This is a genomic window from Vampirovibrio chlorellavorus (genome assembly GCF_003149375.1).
GTDB classification, from domain to species: domain Bacteria; phylum Cyanobacteriota; class Vampirovibrionia; order Vampirovibrionales; family Vampirovibrionaceae; genus Vampirovibrio; species Vampirovibrio chlorellavorus_B.
In genome coordinates, this window is sequence record NZ_QFWH01000011.1 from 13,823 (window position 1) to 30,018 (window position 16,196).

The 16,196-nt window shown below is 54.5% G+C and carries 17 protein-coding genes; 10 read left to right on the forward strand and 7 right to left on the reverse strand.

The features are described from left to right. The first annotated feature begins 176 nt into the window (after window positions 1-176). The 3 genes from DF283_RS12450 (at window position 177) to DF283_RS12460 (ending at window position 1,569) form a co-directional block, all read left to right on the forward strand. A complete protein-coding gene (locus DF283_RS12450) occupies window positions 177-536 on the forward strand; it encodes a sulfite exporter TauE/SafE family protein (RefSeq protein ID WP_303675209.1) in 360 nt (119 codons plus the stop codon). Between the two features lie 467 nt (window positions 537-1,003). After that, a complete protein-coding gene (locus tag DF283_RS12455) occupies window positions 1,004-1,168 on the forward strand; it encodes a hypothetical protein (RefSeq protein WP_303675210.1) in 165 nt (54 codons plus the stop codon). A gap of 44 nt (window positions 1,169-1,212) precedes the next feature. Further along, a complete protein-coding gene (locus DF283_RS12460) occupies window positions 1,213-1,569 on the forward strand; it encodes a hypothetical protein (RefSeq protein ID WP_303675211.1) in 357 nt (118 codons plus the stop codon). An 18-nt stretch (window positions 1,570-1,587) separates the two neighbouring features. Here the strand turns inward: DF283_RS12460 and DF283_RS12465 are convergent, their stop codons facing one another. Then, on the reverse strand, window positions 1,588-4,374 hold the full coding sequence (locus DF283_RS12465; RefSeq protein WP_303675212.1) for a cation-translocating P-type ATPase: 2,787 nt from the start codon (window positions 4,372-4,374) through the stop codon (window positions 1,588-1,590). Between the two features lie 304 nt (window positions 4,375-4,678). Between DF283_RS12465 and DF283_RS12470 the strand changes: the two genes are divergently transcribed. After that, window positions 4,679-5,212: a general stress protein gene (locus DF283_RS12470; protein WP_303675213.1), complete on the forward strand. Its 534-nt coding sequence runs from the start codon at window positions 4,679-4,681 to the stop codon at window positions 5,210-5,212. Window positions 5,213-5,236: 24 nt separating this feature from the next. On the opposite strand, the gene DF283_RS12475 is transcribed toward DF283_RS12470, so the two are convergent. Continuing rightward, entirely contained in the window at window positions 5,237-6,121 is an 885-nt protein-coding gene (locus DF283_RS12475) for an LmeA family phospholipid-binding protein (RefSeq protein WP_303675214.1), read from the reverse strand. A gap of 414 nt (window positions 6,122-6,535) precedes the next feature. Between DF283_RS12475 and DF283_RS12480 the strand changes: the two genes are divergently transcribed. Continuing rightward, entirely contained in the window at window positions 6,536-7,348 is an 813-nt protein-coding gene (locus tag DF283_RS12480) for a tetratricopeptide repeat protein (RefSeq protein ID WP_303675215.1), read from the forward strand. Between the two features lie 265 nt (window positions 7,349-7,613). Then, on the forward strand, window positions 7,614-9,326 hold the full coding sequence (locus tag DF283_RS12485) for a hypothetical protein (protein WP_303675216.1): 1,713 nt from the start codon (window positions 7,614-7,616) through the stop codon (window positions 9,324-9,326). A gap of 130 nt (window positions 9,327-9,456) precedes the next feature. Here DF283_RS12485 and msrB read toward each other — a convergent pair whose 3' ends face one another. From msrB to DF283_RS12510, 5 genes are all read right to left on the reverse strand, one after another. Further along, window positions 9,457-9,885 (reverse strand): peptide-methionine (R)-S-oxide reductase MsrB, encoded by a 429-nt coding sequence (gene msrB, locus DF283_RS12490; RefSeq protein WP_303675217.1) that lies wholly within the window; start codon window positions 9,883-9,885, stop codon window positions 9,457-9,459. Window positions 9,886-10,011: 126 nt separating this feature from the next. Next, a complete protein-coding gene (locus DF283_RS12495; RefSeq protein ID WP_303675218.1) occupies window positions 10,012-10,698 on the reverse strand; it encodes a cyclase family protein in 687 nt (228 codons plus the stop codon). Then, complete coding sequence (locus DF283_RS12500) at window positions 10,695-11,795, reverse strand: asparaginase (RefSeq protein ID WP_303675219.1); 1,101 nt, start codon at window positions 11,793-11,795, stop codon at window positions 10,695-10,697. Before DF283_RS12500 ends, DF283_RS12495 begins: the two co-directional genes overlap by 4 nt. Further along, entirely contained in the window at window positions 11,792-12,826 is a 1,035-nt protein-coding gene (locus tag DF283_RS12505; RefSeq protein WP_303675220.1) for an LLM class flavin-dependent oxidoreductase, read from the reverse strand. Before DF283_RS12505 ends, DF283_RS12500 begins: the two co-directional genes overlap by 4 nt. 337 nt (window positions 12,827-13,163) lie before the next feature. Next, window positions 13,164-13,490, reverse strand: coding sequence for a hypothetical protein (locus DF283_RS12510; RefSeq protein WP_303675221.1), 327 nt, complete (start codon window positions 13,488-13,490; stop codon window positions 13,164-13,166). Between the two features lie 186 nt (window positions 13,491-13,676). On the opposite strand from DF283_RS12510, the gene DF283_RS12515 reads away from it, so the two are divergent. The 4 genes from DF283_RS12515 (at window position 13,677) to DF283_RS12530 (ending at window position 16,153) form a co-directional block, all read left to right on the forward strand. Beyond that, entirely contained in the window at window positions 13,677-13,919 is a 243-nt protein-coding gene (locus tag DF283_RS12515; protein WP_303675222.1) for a hypothetical protein, read from the forward strand. Window positions 13,920-14,040: 121 nt separating this feature from the next. Beyond that, a complete protein-coding gene (locus DF283_RS12520) occupies window positions 14,041-14,472 on the forward strand; it encodes a DUF2203 domain-containing protein (RefSeq protein WP_303675224.1) in 432 nt (143 codons plus the stop codon). A 12-nt stretch (window positions 14,473-14,484) separates the two neighbouring features. Then, window positions 14,485-15,168, forward strand: coding sequence for a hypothetical protein (locus tag DF283_RS12525; protein ID WP_303675225.1), 684 nt, complete (start codon window positions 14,485-14,487; stop codon window positions 15,166-15,168). A 10-nt stretch (window positions 15,169-15,178) separates the two neighbouring features. Next, window positions 15,179-16,153 carry an NAD-dependent epimerase/dehydratase family protein gene (locus DF283_RS12530; protein ID WP_303675226.1) on the forward strand — a complete coding sequence of 325 codons (975 nt, stop codon included), beginning with the start codon at window positions 15,179-15,181 and terminating at the stop codon, window positions 16,151-16,153. The last annotated feature ends 43 nt before the right edge of the window (window positions 16,154-16,196 follow it).

A 16,196-nucleotide genomic window follows, 5' to 3' on the forward strand; every position in this document is an offset into this window, starting at 1 on the left:
ATTGTCTTTCTGAGGCGTTGCTGTGCGGTTTGACCGTGCCGCACCCAATGTTTTGCTAAGGCGCGATCACCGGCTGCTCACTGGGGCTTGACTTGGAAGTGGTGTGGGTCATTCGTAGGGCTGAGTCACCAATCGGTGATAAACTAGGGCTTATTGTCTGGCCGGAGCCGTACTTCGTGGTTTTTCTGTATCTTTCCTTGCTGGGGCTGGTAGCTGGGGCATTTAGTGGGTTGGTGGGCATTGGTGGCGGCATTATTCTGGTGCCGGCGCTGGTATTTTTGTTCGGGTTCTCTCAGCAGGCCGCCCAAGGGACGACGCTGGCCCTGCTGGTTTTGCCCATCGGTTTGCTGGGCGCCTTGGAGTATTATCGTCATGGCTATGTGGACTTAAAAGTGGCCGCTTTGATTTGTTTGGGCTTTGTACTGGGTAATTTTTTCGGGGCCAAGCTGGCCATTGTTCTCCCCACACATATCCTGAAACAGATTTTTGGTGGCACCTTGCTGGTGATTGGACTGAAAATGATTTTGGGCTTTTAGCCCTGCTTTTTTTGCAACGCCCGAGTCTGTTTTTTGTCAATGCTCTGGCGTCAGAACCGCCCAATCGTGTAGGGACAAACTGCCCAGGTGGCCAATAGTGATGGTGTTTTCAATTTTTGATAATGAAACGCAGGATTTCAATTCTGAGTCTCTTTGATTGAGCATGAAATTGTCATCACCGCTCCAGTCATGGCCTGCAAAACCGTCCGGCAATTTCCTGTATGTTACTTCTCGGTATTTGGATTTCTGTGCAATTTATGTTTCTGGATTAAAATTGCTGGCCATCCCCAAACGCCAGCAGGCACCGCAAACCGAACCGGCCAAAACGGGCACCTGCTATCGAGCCAGTGCGTGAAAGAGCAATCAATAACAGGCAGTCAGCACCAGAAGTCCGGACCAGAGCCAACAGTCTTAAAACGCCCAAAAAGAATCAGGATCAAGACCTTGTTGAAAGGAGGAGGGCACTTATGAAAGCAATGCATTCAACCTTGTCTCCCGGTCTGCACTACCAACGCCTGGATCAGGAGAAGCTGAGTCTGGCTGAGCGCCTGAAAATTTATTTCACCATTTTGTCCGGTGTGGTCCTCTTCCTGATTTCTCTCCATCACATGCAGATTTTGTCCGCATCCTGACGCCATTTGAATCAGGCCTCAGCCCAAGAACCAGGGGGACTTCTATGCGTTACGCCTTGCACCCAATTGATGAGGAAAAACTGGCCAGCCTGGCCAAGGCTTTTTATCAGGCATATCGGGTTTGCGGGACCGTCAGGATGACGTTTGGCATTCGAGGCATCGCGGATAGCGATGGAAACAGCGTGATTGATGTTTACCTGAGTCCCCACGACGCTCAGGCCCGGTTTGCCCTGAGTCAGGAGGAGCGAGCGTGCCATTTGCAATTTTTAGAGGCTATGGTGCCTGCTCGTCTGATGGGGTATGCGTTTACGCTCAAGCTCAGTCCCCTGTCCGCAGATCAGGTTCAGGTTGAAACATTGAATGTCTCATCGCCCTTGGCGGCTGGCCCTGCTTCCTGTTAGGAGCGTTTTGCCCGGAAATTAGCCTTGTTTTTTGCCTTGGGGCTTCAGGGAAAAAAACAGGATTATCAGGCTGGATAGAGACGCGCAGCCCAGCGCCATCAAGGGCAGTGGCGCAGTGCCCATGATGGTGTTAAAGACGGGCGTGTAAACCGTGAGGGCTTGCAAGATCACGGCCAACAGCAGGACAACCCAGGTGATGGGCGTGCGTAGCCAGTTGGACAGCCTGACCGGGCTGGATAGCCACACAGTCGTCTGGGTGGTTTGCACATTGAACAAATGCACAGTCTGACTGAAGGCCAGCGTCCAGAACGCGGCGGTCGCCGCAACGGCAGGCCCCAGCTTCAATACATACAGACACAGTGCATAGCTGCCAAAAGCACTCACCGCCATGACCCCGCCCCACAGCAGGACATTCACGGCGTCTTGTCCACTGAGGGGTTCTAGATTTCTGAAACCCTGAGGGCTTTGATTCGCAGTGGCTTTGGGCTGCCAGTTCCCATCGTCCGGGGCACTGTCATCGCTGGGGTTTAAATCCTCAATGGCCAGGGCGGGCGGTGGCTGAATGGCCAGCACCAACGCGGGTATGGAAACCACCACCAGACTGAGCCAGAGCAGGTGCATCACGCCCAGGGGCAAGCCAAAGCCTGACACTGCAGAAGCGGTTACCCACAGAATCATGCCCAGATTGCAGCTGAGGATGTACTGTAAGCAGGACTGAATTTTGCGCCGGGCAATCCGGCTTTCCAGAATGGCAAACACAATGCCGTCCAGCCGGTCGTTCATCAAAATAATGTCGGCGCAATCCTTGGCTGTTTGGGCGCCTTGCAGGCCCATGCCAATGGCTACATCGCTTTTTTGTAGGGCCGGGGAATCATTAACCCCGTCTCCCACCATGGCCACCACCTGATGCCCCTGTTGCAGGGACTCCACAATGGCCAGTTTCTCTTCCGGTTTGGTGCGGGCAAAGACCTTGACGGTTTCCGGAATGGTTGCGGATTCACAGGCCTGCAAGTCCGAACGCAGCCAGACCTCATCGGAGTTGCGAGAGATGAGCCCCAGCTCCCGGGCGGTCATTTCGGCGGTGGCCTTTTGATCGCCGGTGATCATGATCATTCTCGCCCCGGTGTCTTTCAATGCGCTCAGCACCTTGCGCACGCCGGGCTTGGGGGGATCCAGCAAACAGACCCAGCCAATAAAAATGGCGTTGGCGTAAGGGCCGCTGTCATCATTTTCCAGAATCGGTTTCTGGGCAAACCCCACCACACGCAGGTTATGTTCATAAGCCAGTGTGCGGTTCAGAGTCAAAAACTCGGTGCGCTGGGACAGGGTCATTTCCGCCAGCGAGCCATCGGGCTTCATGTAAAACCGGCACTGCTCCATCACCGATTCCGGCGCACCCTTGATCATGGAAACCGTTTGCCCCTCGGGCGTTTCGCACAGCGTGGCCGAACGCAGGGTGACCGGATCAAAGGGAATGGTCAGGCGGGCATGGTAACCTGCTTCCAGACTGGCCGGTGCGGCCCGGTACAGGGCCACATCGATAGGGTCGCCCATCAGGGCGCTGCGTAAACCTTCCAGCAGGGTGCCGTTATTCAGACGTCCCACCCGCAGGCATTCTTCCACCGAGCGGGTCGGCATGTCCTCGCCGGTTTGCCACTTGGATTCGTAGGTGATAGCGCCCATTTCCGGCAGATATAGCTTGTCCAGCAGCAGGTAATTTTCCGTCAGTGTGCCGGTTTTATCGGTGCAAATCACGCTCAGATCACCCACCGTTTCCAGGGCCTGAAAATTTTTGACAATGACCTTGTTCTCATTGAGACGGCCAATGCCCAGCGACAGAATAAGGCTGGCCAGTCCGGGAATGGTTTCCGGGAAGGCGGCAATGGCAATCACCAGGCCAACCTGCACCAGTTCCATCACAGGAATGTGCCGGGCCATGCCAAGGCCGATAATCAGGGCCACCACAGTCAGGGTGATGAAAAAGATTTGCAGGCTTAGCGTGTTTAAGCGGCGGGTGAAGGGGGATTCCCGCTTTTCCGTTTTTTGGGCCAGCGCGGCAATGCGACCCATCACGGTCTGCTGGCCCAGTGCGGTGACAATCGCCTCTCCTTTCCCGGTTTTAATCAATGTTCCCGCGAACACCATGTTGGAGAGAGCGGTGACATCTTCCGCCGGGTGCAACACATCATTGGCGTTTTTGGGCACCAAAACGGATTCCCCGGTCAGTGGGGACTCATCGACCTGAAGCTGGGTGCTGGAAACCAGCCTGGCATCCGCCGGTAAAACCTGTCCTCCGGCAATCAGCAACATATCCCCAATCACCAGCTCATGAGCCTGAATGGTCAGACTCTGGCCATCACGACGGACGGTGCAGCGCAGTTCCCGATTCTGGACGTTTATTTTCTGGCTTTGCAGGGCCTTCCACTGAATCAATCCCTGAATGCCGCCATTGAGCAACATGGCAGCCAGCACGAACATGCCGTTTACATAGTGGCCCATGGCAAAGGACAAAACGGCGATGGCCAAAAAGAGAAGGGAAAACTTGCGTTTTAGATTATTCAGGAAAATAAACGCCGGACGAAGCGAGGTGGGCTCTCCGTTTCCCGACTTTCCCGGGGTCCCGCGACCTCTTTCCTGGGCCTCCTGTTGTGAGAGACCCTGCAGGGTGGTTTCCAGCAATTGCAAACACTGGTTAACCGGTTGGGCATGGTAGGGTACCGTATCGGACGATGATGTGGCGCTGGGCACCTCACAAAGCAATTCTGGCGCATCCTGACGGTGAGACGAGAACGGATGAAGTGACATACGTGGATTCCTCAACAAACTTCCGGTTGATGCTCAACCCATAGCGAGAAAACAGTGAGCAATCAGTCAACTGCAATTACAAGTGTTATTCCACTTTTTGGACGATTTTAAACCCCGCTGGCCCTGCGTCTGCATGGAGCGCACGACAGTAGCCGGGCCGCTTCATCAGGAACGCTGTGGGGTCATTTTAACGGAACAATCTAGCAAAATGGGGAATTGGCGAGACCTCTCATATTCTATAGATTAAATCCAGCCGGCTGAGCCCGAAAACACCTCAGCTTGCACTCAACAAGAGGAGATTGTTATGGCCACACGAAATTTTCAGCACAAAGAGGGGTATGAACAGATTTCAGGACTGTTCAGCTCCTATCAGGACTTTACGGATTTGATAGAGTCCCTGACCCGCCGGGGATACAAAGAGGATGATATCAGCGTTTTAATGACTGAAAGAACCCGCAGCCAGTATATTGCCCCGCAGGAAAACACCAAGGCACCGGAAGGGGCAACGGTGGGAAGCCTCTCCGGGGGTGTTTTAGGGCTGGTACTGGGGGGGCTGACCCTGGTGGGAAATATTATTCTGCCGGGGACAGGCTTGCTGGTGGCCGGCCCATTGGTGGGCGCCCTGACCGCCGGGGCTATCGGCGCTGCCACGGGTGGGCTTCTGGGAGCGTTGGTGGGCGCTGGTATTCCCGAGCATGAGGCCAAATTTTTTGAGGAGGCCCTGAAACAGGAAGGACAAATCCTGGTGGTGGCCCATGTCATGAAAGATCACGTCAAGGAAGTCAAAGCGGTCTTTGAACGGCATAACGCCAATCGCATCAAGGTTCATAAAACCTGAGGGTTCTGAATCGGCAAAAGCGGGTCAATTCTTCACGGAATTGGCCTGTTTGCCATGGGCGGCCACGTACTTTTCCAGGTACTTGCGTTGGGGTTCCACATGGATTCTGGCTTTCAACCGGAGTTGCCCATCCACGATTTCAGACTGCTCGATCTGGACTTTTACCGTGTGGCGCTCCACCTTGATGTGATTCAGATTCACAATGTCGCTGAAATAATTTTCAATAAATTGGGATAGCTCCCTGAGTTCTTCCGGTTCAAAGCCACTGATTTGCAAATCCAGATCCCGCAGGTTCAGTCTGGATTTTTCCGCTGATAATTGCCCGCTGACTTGCACGGGCAGGGCCGTGTCCGCAGGCTGATTCTGTTTGCTCACCAGCGAGATCAGGGTGATTCGATCGCCCTCAAAGCTGACCCTGGGGTTCAGGACAGTCAGGGTTTGCTTGCCAAAGGGTGGAATAAGTACCGTCAGAGGGTTCAAGCGTTTTTGGGCCTTGTTATGGTTCAGCATGGCGTTCAGGTCGGCCTCGGCCATTGTGGCCGTCAGGGAGAGATCCAGCGGCTTGAGCAGAATGGGTCGGCGATCCTTACTGACAAACAGGGCAGCGTCCTCCAAGGTTTCCAGTTGGCATTCCTGAAGCGGAATCCATCCGTCTATCAGGATCTGCTTGCCGTTTAAGCGAAGGCCTCGGGCTTTGCCGCCCAGCAAATCGCTACCGCTGTAAAGGCTTAAGCGGGTGTCCAGTTGGCCGCTGACCAGTTTTTGGATTTCCCGCCGTAACACGCGGTTGGCCATCCAGCCACTCAGGGGCGTAAAGCCGATCATTCCCTGGGCGAATCGGCTGAAGCCGTTGGCCGTTTTGAAGGCCGGGTAGGGCATGGGTTTGGCTTCGGTAAACCCGACGGCCATCCATTGGCCCCAGGCACAGGCTAGCCCGAAAAACAGGAAACCCCAATATCGTAGTCCGGTGAGAGAAAATTGGTTCAACAGGTAAGCCCTCGCTCAAGTTGGTTTCTTTTATTATACCGATTGTCATCCTACCGATTGCCCCGGCCCCTGTCCTTTCCATTCTGACGTTTTTCTCGTGCATGGCCTTTTCTTCTGATTCTTGAATCTTGCGCGCTGTTCCTTGTTTCACTTCCGGGGTTTCACTTCCGGGTGGCCTGCCCTACAGCAGGCAGACATCTCCATGCTGGAACTCTCCCGTTGATCTTTTCGTCAATTCAATTGAATATTACTATTGATGATCCGGGCTGTGAGGATCTGAATGAATACCGGCCCTTGTCCGTGTGAGTGCCCATCAATATTGAAAGTAACAATGAAGTGTTGAAAACGATTTTGAGTGGGGGACTGCTCTTTGCGTTAGGGATGGCCCTGCCTCCCGTGGTTTATGCGGAACCCCTGAATGACGCCGCCGTTCCCCGTGTGGGAAGCCCCTTGAGCGGTGGGGTCACGCGAGAAGTCTTGGGCATGGGCGAGGAAATCACTCAGGGAGAGCATAGGGTCAAAGCCTCTCCCAACGACGCCGAGGCTCATTTTTTGCTGGCCTTGGCCTATAGCCGAACACCTTATCTGGAACGGGCACTGGAGGAGCTGGACTTATCCCGACGAATCGCCCGCAAAAGCCCGGAAGGCTTTGCCCTGTTTGATCGAAAAATTGCCGAGTATGAAAAACGGATTGACGCCCAATCCCCGGACCCGGTGCTGATGTATCGTCTGGGCTTTGCCTATTATGTTCGTGGCTACGCGGTCGAAAAAGGCTACATCGTCGAAAAAAATGACAACAAGGCTGTGAGCAACGCGGTGGTTCCCAATCAATTTTATGACAAGGCGGAGGAAGCGTTCCGCCACCTGATCCGTCTGGATCCAGACGATTTTTGGGCCAGAAATTATCTGGGCTATCTGCTGGCGGAGCGGAATCCCCAGGCCAATCATCAGGCGGCCGTTCAGTTGTGGCGGGAATCGCTGGCCATTAGCGAGGACAATCCGGGCGCCTACATGCTGCTGGGTCAGGCAGCCATGCAGGAGGGGGATTTAAGACAGGCTGTGCTTTATACCAGTAAAGCGCTCCATAGCCGGAACCAGTGGCTGAAGGCCAGAGGCATCAACCCGGAAGGCATTAAGATTCGACTTTAGGAGAGCCCCAGCCGTAGTTTTTACCTCCCTTTGGTGTCCTTTGGCAAGCAAAGACGCCTTTTTGTATGCGCAACGGATTTACGTTTTCAAGAAGGCAGGCAATAAAAACTGAAAGATTGTTTTTATTTGAATAGTTGTTTCATGCCTGTCCACTGTTAGTGGGTTTTTGAGAGAGAGAAAGAGAATTTCCAGGATCTGGTTCTAGTTGCTTGTTCCAGCATTAACAGTTTTTAGTTAAACGCGTGAATTTGAAGGAGAGATATTGATGAGCGGTCCTATTCGTCAGACAGGTTATGCTTTGTACAATTGGGCAATGAGCCTGCGAGCCCCTGTAATTCAGAGCGGTACCAAGAATGTTCAGTTATCGGTAGACAACCCTGTTAGTCTGCAGGATGGTTCTGGGAGTACAAACATTTCCCTTTTAGACTATTTAAACATGCAATTAGGCTCCAACAACCGCAACGTGAGTGCGGGAGATGTCTTCAGCTTTCAGGGCGGAATGTCCAACGAACAGTACGCCCTCGGAAATTTCTCGGCGATGATGGGCGGCACTGGTAACGTTGGCCAGGCTTTCAGCAACCAGTATACTTATCTTGGGGGAAGTTACAATAACTACAAGGTGGACAATTCTACCAGCGCCAATGGTACCGTTGTGGGGCTTACGGGTGCTAGAAATGACAGTTATGTGATTGGCAGCCAGTTTGGAGATACTGTTTATGGCCAGATTTCCGATGGTAGCGACGCACAAATTTTTGCCAGAGATGGCAATGATTACATCAACATGGTTGCTGAATCAGGAAGTAGTGTAAATGCTGACGGTCAGGTCGGTAATGATATTGTTGCGTTAGAAGCTCGTGGGGCTGGTAGTAAAGCGACCGCCAGAGGTGGACGTGGAGATGACCAGCTTGGGCTTACCGCTCGAGGACAGGGCAGCGAGGTCAGCGGGTCTGGTGGGAACGGAAATGACTCTGGCATTGCTTGGGCCATTGATGGCGGGAAGGCTACGATCTCTGGTGATGACGGAAATGATGGTTTGACGCTTATCGCCGAAGGAGCGGACAGCGACGCTAGTGGTTTTGGAGGAGCCGGTGAAGACAAAGGGCTCGCTGTGGCCGCTGGTGGCGGAAACGTTGACTTCAATGCTGGAAGTGGAAATGACCAAGTCGGTGTTAGCGCCTCAGGAGCCGGCAGTTTTGCCACTGGTCTCCTTGGAAAGGGCGATGACGCAGGTTCCGGTTTGGCCGTTGCTGGCGGAAGAGCCTATCTCTCTGGCGATGAGGGAAATGACGTGTTGCTTGCCGTCGCCGACGGAGCGGGTAGCGTAGTCGGTGCTTCTGGTGGAACAGGAGATGATCTAATATTTGCTGGCGCACAGAATGGAGCCGAAGTGATTGTTAACGGTGGAGAGGGTACTGATACTGCTGTTTTGTCAGGCAAGCAAGAAGACTACTCACAAGAGCAAGTTGAAGGTCTAGGCACGAAGTGGGTTCGTACAGCAGACGGTTCTTATGTTCTTGTTGCTTCTGATGTCGAAAGTACACAATTTGAAGGAGATATGACGCCAGAGCAAAGAGCTGCTCATGGTTTAGCTCCAGCTACGATTACCCAGCAGGCGGCAGCGCAGGCCGCGCAGCCTACAGCGCAGCAGGCTGGAGCGCAGGCCGCACAGGTTGGAGCGCAGGCCGCACAAGCTGGAGCGCAGGCTGCACAAACTGGAGCGCAGGCCGCACAAGCTGGAGCGCAGGTCGCCCAACCAGCAGCGCAGGACGCACAGGTCGCACAGCCAGCAGCGCAGGCAGAGAAAGTTGCGCAGCCGCCCGCCGAGCCAGCAGCGCAGGACGCACAGGTCGCACAGCCAGCAGCGCAGGCAGAGAAGGTCGCACAGCCGCCCGCCGAGACAGTAGCGCAGCCGTCCGCTGAAGGAGCTTCAAAGCCGCCCGCTGAGGAGCCAAAACCCACGGAAGAAGCACAGAGTTAACGCGAATATTAACTCAGGAAAGCCAGTGACTGAACGACCCAAAGTCCGAAAGCCACTGGCTTTTTCAGTGGAATACTTTTTCAGGCAAGGCAGCCCTGCCATTTTTTAAGTCGGGCCATCCCGCAAAGGCTCAAGCCTGTTCTGATTCTTCCTGAAACTGTAGCGAGGCCGAATTGATGCAATACCGCAAGCCGGTGGGCTCCGGGCCATCTTCAAACACGTGGCCTAAATGAGCCTCACAGGCAGCGCAGTGGATTTCCACCCGGGTCATGCCGTGACTGTGATCCACCGTCTGCGCCAGGGCCTCCGCTTGCAAGGGTTGCCAAAAACTGGGCCAGCCGGAACCGGAATTGTACTTGTGCCGAGTGCTGAACAGGGGCTGCCCGCAGCAAACGCAATGAAAAGCGCCCTGGCCTTTAAAATCGTTGTATTGTCCTGTGAAGGGGCGTTCTGTCCCTTTTTGGCGGGTAATGCGGTACTGCTCCGGGGTGAGTTGCTGCCGCCATTCTTCATCCGTTTTCCGGACTCTGGGCGCTTTTTCAAGCGGTTCTTCTTGCATGAGGGTCGTTTAACCTCCGCTTTTGTTTTGACAAATTTTTGACTGACCAAAGACTGAAATCAAGTGCGTGAGAGAAATCAAATGCGTGAATGTGAAAACCCATTATACGCCAACACACAACGCCGTTCAGGTAAACCGAAGCAGCACCGCCCGCACCGGGGAGGCTTCCAGTTCAGTCAGTTTAAGGGGCAAGGCGCTCAAAAAATACAGTTCGGGAACTTCCCGCCGCACATGCACCTGACTGAGATCCAGATTCTCCAGCCAGACCATATTGGCCTGCAGCAAGGCATGGTGGGTTTCCAACGTTTTGGAATCCACGGCGTCCACCGAGGGGGTGTCCAAGCCCACCAGACACGCATTTCGCTGGGCTAACGTTTCTATCAGCGAGACGGACAGCCAGGCGTAGTCATCCTCAAACACGGTGTAACGCAGGGTTTGACGGGTTTTAAATAAAATACGGGGCGGAAACGCCGGATAGGCAAGCAACTGGTCTTCCACCTGCTCCCAGCCAATGGGCCCGGCGCATGGGGAGACATCCACCACCGCCACCGGCCCTAAAAACAGCTTCAAATCCAGTTGCGCTACCGACTCCGTCCCGCCACCCGGCTGGGTGATATTGCCGCCGATGTGAACCGGGGCGTCGGCGTGGGTGCCCACATGCGGGCTCATGCGGAAAGCGGTCAGGTTCATCACCCCGGATTGCTGATAAGAAACCATCACTTCATGACCAAAGGGAGTATCACCCGGGAAGCAGGCCGTTTGGCTATTGACGGGTTGCGAGATATCGATAATCTCAAACGATGGAAAGTTCATGGAGAGGGGGCCTTTTGCCCAAGATCAAAATGAAAATGGGTTTGCAAAACCGGGTTCTCTTCGCCAGCAAGCCGGAGGGAGGCCAGCGGTGGACAGAAGGACACCAAGTCCAATTGCTCTAACAGACGCAACACAATGCGTCGCAACTGCTGGGGCTCATACCCGGAGGCCACTTTGATCAGCAGCCCCAAGCCATCTTGAAAACGGGCATTTGGGCCAATCGAGACGGCCAGCAGGCCATCGGCTCCTTCTTTGGCAATCAAGGGCAGTCCGCCCTCAAAAGCGGATACCATCAAGGCCGTATCGAGGCGTCCCAAGCCCCCCACCAAGGCGGGATGGTTACGCATCAAGGCGGCAATGTCCTCCCACAGCGTCAAGCAATCGGTTAGTTCGTCCGGGGCCTGCCGAAGGACATCCCGACTGACCGGCATGAGCAGGGCATGATACAACTGGGCCATCTCCACGGCGCTGAGGGCCAGATTGGGCATGCCACAGCCATCCACGGATTCGGCAAAATCTTCTCGACCCAGTAAAAAGCCCAGTAACAAGCGCAGTTGGGCATAAGCCGGTTGATCGGGGTGCAGATAGTCTTTTAACGGCAAGTCCAGACACTTCTGGTAGAGCAAATGGGCCAAGTGTTTCCCGGCGCAGGGGTGGTTCAATGCGCTTTGGGTCGGGGGCGACTTTTCGTCCTGCTCCTGTCCTTGTCCTAGGGGTCGACAGGCCGGACATTGCAAATCGGATTCACAGAGCCCGGTTAACGCTAAAATTTCTTGCAGGAGTTGGCCTTGAACGGCGTCCCCATTGTGGGAGGCCAGCATCAGGGCGAAATGCCGGGATTCCAGCGTGGGATAAGCCTGCCTGAGTAGAGGGTAAAGGGCCATGAGCTGGAAGGGCTTCAAAAGCGATCGACTCCACAGGGGGGCCTGGGGGTTCCCAATTTTCAGCAGGGTTCGTCCGGCGTTGGCGTAGAGTGAACGATCTTCCGCCCAAGCGTAAGCCAGCCCGTGTATGGTCAGCTCAGGAATGCCAGAGCGATAAACCGTGTAGAACGGCCCCCAGGGCAAGTCGGCAGGTTGCGCAAAGTGCTGACTCATGGGCAGGCAATGGCCTTTGGTTCCGGCTGGAAGCAGGGCATCACTTCCTCGGCAAACAGGCGCATTTGCTCGGTGACCTCCTGATGGGTCAGCCAGCCGAAGTTAAACCACAAGATGACATGCTCACAGCCCATCTCGTCCCGCAGGGTCTGGAGTTGCTGCACGCATTCCTCCGGGGTGCCGATGATGTAGAGTTTTTTCAGCTCTTCCAGTGGCGGACAGGTTTTAAAGTCTCCCAAAGCGGCCTGATAATGGGGTAAATTTCGTTCGGCGTATTCCTGCACCACCGCCGGATCTTTGTGAATATAAATCTGCCGGGTGACCGGGAATCGGGTTCGGGACACATCGTGGCCCAGCGGTTCTGCAATGTCTCGGTAGGTATTGTACAGGGCCACTAAATGCTCTTTGCTGGAGGTGGAAAAGGACATCACCCCGTAATCCTTGCGGGCGGCCAGCTTGATCTGCTCCATATCCCCGGTGGCCAGATAGAGTCTGGGGCGGGGCTGGGTGTAGTAGGGCTTGGGCACCAGAGAGACCTCTGGAATGTCGTAGTATTTGCCCTGAAAACTGAAGGTTTCCCCTCGCAATCCCCGATCCAGAATTTCCAGCGACTCCAGAAAGCGTTCCCGTGCTTCCGCCCTGTCAATGCGGAAGCCTTCAAACTCCCAAGGGCGATAGCCACAGCCCACCCCCAGATCCAGACGCCCCTTGGAGAGCAGATCAAACACCAGCGCCTCTTCCGCCACCAGCAAGGGGTGGGTGAACACAATGTTCCGTACGGCGGTGCCCACCCGAATCTGCCGGGTGCGTTCCACAATTTGCATGCCAAACAGCAAGGGCTTGGGGGTAATGCCGATTTCCCCCTGAAACTGGGGCAGGCCGGTGTGGCAGGAAAAATGATTTTCCGACAGCCATATCCCGTAGAAACCCATCTCATCGGCCATTTCGATTTGGGCCAGAGATTCAGCGTACTTTTGGGCCGGATCTTTCCCGTTTGGACAAACCAGCGCGATAAATTTGGAAAACAGCATTGTTAAAAAGCCCCTCCAACTGTCTTACAGTTTACCATTGAAGCAGCAAAGCGACTTGCGTTCCAGTCGTTCTTTCCCCGTGCAAGATTCTGGGTAGGTTTCTGGCCTGACCGGTTTCGTACTTTGGGCTCAGGGGTCCTAACGGCTGAGTTCACCCGGTTAGAGCCATTTTTAGCCAGTCGGGCAATGGAAGGCGCCCGGCTCATTTTGTATCATAAGGGGGTGAGGTGATGAAAGTCACTTCCAGGAACCCTCTTTCAAGCAATTGGAAGGGGGTTCTTTTTTGCCGGGTCTGCTCTTTTAAACACCATCAAAGCCAGTTCGCCGTGCAAATGGGTTATGACTCTTCGGCGAAGATGGCGTATAAAATCCAGGCCCCAAACACGGTCGCCCCAAAGTAAACGCATACCCACCCGCATACAATGCTCAGGAACATGATGGCCAAAGTCTGCCAGGGGGATTGCTCGGCGCTGTAGGCGCACTTGGCCAGGGCGTATCGCAATCCGAGCAAGGGGCAGGACTTGCCGTGGGTAAGGGTGTCGCTCAAGCCCTGTTCCGGCAGCGGTTGGGATGCGGATTCCAGTGAGGCTGTTCCTTGCTGGCTGGCTGCCTGAAGCGCCTGTTGAACATCCGCGTCCGGTTGAGGGTCGTTTTTGTGAACCATGCCGTTGTCCTCATCCTTTGGGGGTAACCACTGCACTTATCGGTCAATGCCACAAAAACTGTAATGTTCAATCAGCAAACTGGAAAAACATAGTACACTAGAAGAGGGTGAAGGCTGGTCTGTCCCGGTTTCGTACGGTCCAACCTGGCTGTTCATTCGTTAAATAAGGTGGAACCTGAGTGGCGCATGCGGGAAATTGACGGCTGGCGGTTTGTAGGATACTACGGTGTCCTGTATCTACTCATCATGATTTTCATTGTGGTGTCCTATCCCATGGCCCAGACGTTTGCCAAGCCCATCGCTTCGCTGATTTTTCCCATTGCCGGGAACAATTCGCTGCTCAAGAGCATGATAGTGACCACCCTGATGTACTGGGGCTCCTTGCTGTTTTACACCATTTTTATCCAGAAAATCAGGCTCAAATTCTAGAATGAACGCCTCCCATTCCCGGTATGTCTTTGCTTGTTCCCACTGCGTTCACCTGGACAGACCCACCGGTTTGGCCTATCCTATTGCAGGGAAACATACCGAACCAAAGGCGCTCGTTTGTATGACTACTTATGAGTTCAAAAAATTTTTCACCGTGGAAGACGCGGTGGAGTGGATTCCCTGGGTTGTGGAACAACTCAAGCAGGCCCACGCCGAGCTTCGGGAATTACAAGACGGGGTCATTCTCAGCAAACGGCTACTATTAGCCCGTAAAAATAGCGGCAGGCAGACTTCCGATGCGGATGTCATGGCCCTTCAAAAACGTTTCGACGCGTTTGAGGCGGCCGTCAATCGCTGGGTAGAGCGCTTTGCGGAACAGGGTATCCTGCTGCGGGATATGCAGAGTGGCCTGATTGATTTTCCGTATAAGGCGGAAAACTCCGGGGACGTCTATTTTTTATGCTGGCGTTTGAAAGAAGATGGCATTTTTTATTTCCATGGGCTCAATGAGGGCTTTTCCGGGCGACACCCCATTACGTTACTGCCAGACTAAGGATTTTCCACCTTGAGCGAACAGTCATCCAAACGATCCTGGATGCCACGAAAAGCGGAGATCCAATGGTTTCTGGTGGCGGCGGGCCTGACCGCCTTGACCCTGGTGGTGATCGGGCTTTATGGGCAGCTCACGGAAGTGGGTTGGCAGGCTTTCCTGCCCGGCGGCCCCAAATCGGCCTCCACTATCAAGCTGAAAGCTCAGCCGGTGTATCAGGTTAAAAAGAAGCTGGATTTGCTGGACATGCAGGTGATACGTGTCATCAGCAAGCGGCAACCTCAGGAGTTTTTGATTCTGGACGGGGTTTCCAGCGGTCTGGTGGACAAGGTGTTCGCCAAGACGGTGGATTTGGGCTGGATCAATTTAATGGCCAACCAGTTTCTCAGGCTTCGAGAGGGTGGCGAGGGCGGTGGTAAGCCTGTTTCCATTGAGGTTCAGGAACTCAGGACACTCAGCCAGGGGAAGATTGAGGATGGCAACAGTGTGCTGCCCTACTGGCATCTGGAAATCCGCTTTAAGTTGAGTAACGAGCCCAATTCCCGGTACTATCAGGCGGGCATTGTGCGCCATGCCAATGGGCAATCGCTGAAAGCCAGTGATAAAGACACCCTGCTGGTGGGCTACGCCCAGAAAGAAGCCTTCCAGAAAGCGTTGATTGCTGACTTAATGACTCAACTGAGCTTTGAGCGGAACTAGGGTCGCCGGGATGACTATTTTTGTCACGGGCAGCACCGGGTTTGTGGGGCGCAACCTGCTGGAGTATCTGGTTAAAACCCAGCCCCAACAACAGTTTGTCTGTCTGGTTAGGGATTTGGCCAAGGCCCGGGCCCAGTGGGCCCAACAACCCCCTAATATTCGCTGGCTGGTGGGGGATTTGCTGCGACCCGATACTTACCGGGAGGCGTTGCAATCCGCCGAGCTGGTCTTTCACGTGGCCGCTTTGGTGGGGTTGCGCGATGGGGACGCTTTTTTCACCCAGAACACGGAGGCCACCCGTCAACTGGTGTACACTTTAACCGCCAGCAATCGATTGCGGCGACTGGTTTTTGTCAGTAGCATTTCCGCCACCGATCGCTATCCGGGCAGCCCGGCCACCGATTGCATGACGGAAGCCTTTCCCTCTCAGCCGCAAACCGATTATGGGCGCTCCAAACTTCAGGCCGAACAGCGGATTATGGCCAGTGGCCTGCCGTACACCATTATGGCGCCCGCCTATATTTACGGCCCCCACCTGCGGGCGGGCGCCAGTACGGAGCGGCTGATTAATGACCTGAAAGCGGGCAAGCGCTACACCCGTTTTCCCTTTCCCGGGGCTGTCAGCGCAATTCACGTGGAGGATTTATCGGAAGCCCTGTGGATTGCCGCCACCCATCCCAACACCCTGAATGAGCGCTTTTTGATTAGCCATCCCCAGCCTGTTTCCATTGTGGAGGCCTTGGCCACGCTGGCGGATTGTTTGGGCCTTCATCATACCTTTACGCCCTCCCCCAATAGCAATCTGGAACGGTATCGGCGGAAGAAACCCGCACCCGGCGGCAATGCCATTTTGCGGCGTATTTTGTGGGAACACTACTTTGCCTGTTCTCCGGCCAAGTGGTATCGGGCCACCGGTCATCAGCCTGCAATCGCTTTTTCGGACGGTGTGCGAAAAACACTGGCCTCGCTTTCAAAAACCCCTTAGCGGGTTTTGCCCAAGCGGGTATTCTCGTGAACGCAAACTGGCC

Bases quoted from the DNA above. Each gene is read 5' to 3' on its own strand.
- msrB (WP_303675217.1), bottom strand. From the start codon at position 9,885: ATGCAAGAAGAACCGCTTGAAAAAGCGCCCAGAGTCCGGAAAACGGAT.
- DF283_RS12485 (WP_303675216.1), top strand. From the start codon at position 7,614: ATGAGCGGTCCTATTCGTCAGACAGGTTATGCTTTGTACAATTGGGCA.
- DF283_RS12470 (WP_303675213.1), top strand. From the start codon at position 4,679: ATGGCCACACGAAATTTTCAGCACAAAGAGGGGTATGAACAGATTTCA.
- DF283_RS12505 (WP_303675220.1), bottom strand. From the start codon at position 12,826: ATGCTGTTTTCCAAATTTATCGCGCTGGTTTGTCCAAACGGGAAAGAT.
- DF283_RS12510 (WP_303675221.1), bottom strand. From the start codon at position 13,490: ATGGTTCACAAAAACGACCCTCAACCGGACGCGGATGTTCAACAGGCG.
- DF283_RS12465 (WP_303675212.1), bottom strand. From the start codon at position 4,374: ATGTCACTTCATCCGTTCTCGTCTCACCGTCAGGATGCGCCAGAATTG.
- DF283_RS12475 (WP_303675214.1), bottom strand. From the start codon at position 6,121: ATGGCCGTCGGGTTTACCGAAGCCAAACCCATGCCCTACCCGGCCTTC.
- DF283_RS12520 (WP_303675224.1), top strand. From the start codon at position 14,041: ATGACTACTTATGAGTTCAAAAAATTTTTCACCGTGGAAGACGCGGTG.
- DF283_RS12455 (WP_303675210.1), top strand. From the start codon at position 1,004: ATGAAAGCAATGCATTCAACCTTGTCTCCCGGTCTGCACTACCAACGC.
- DF283_RS12460 (WP_303675211.1), top strand. From the start codon at position 1,213: ATGCGTTACGCCTTGCACCCAATTGATGAGGAAAAACTGGCCAGCCTG.
- DF283_RS12495 (WP_303675218.1), bottom strand. From the start codon at position 10,698: ATGAACTTTCCATCGTTTGAGATTATCGATATCTCGCAACCCGTCAAT.
- DF283_RS12515 (WP_303675222.1), top strand. From the start codon at position 13,677: ATGCGGGAAATTGACGGCTGGCGGTTTGTAGGATACTACGGTGTCCTG.
- DF283_RS12500 (WP_303675219.1), bottom strand. From the start codon at position 11,795: ATGAGTCAGCACTTTGCGCAACCTGCCGACTTGCCCTGGGGGCCGTTC.
- DF283_RS12530 (WP_303675226.1), top strand. From the start codon at position 15,179: ATGACTATTTTTGTCACGGGCAGCACCGGGTTTGTGGGGCGCAACCTG.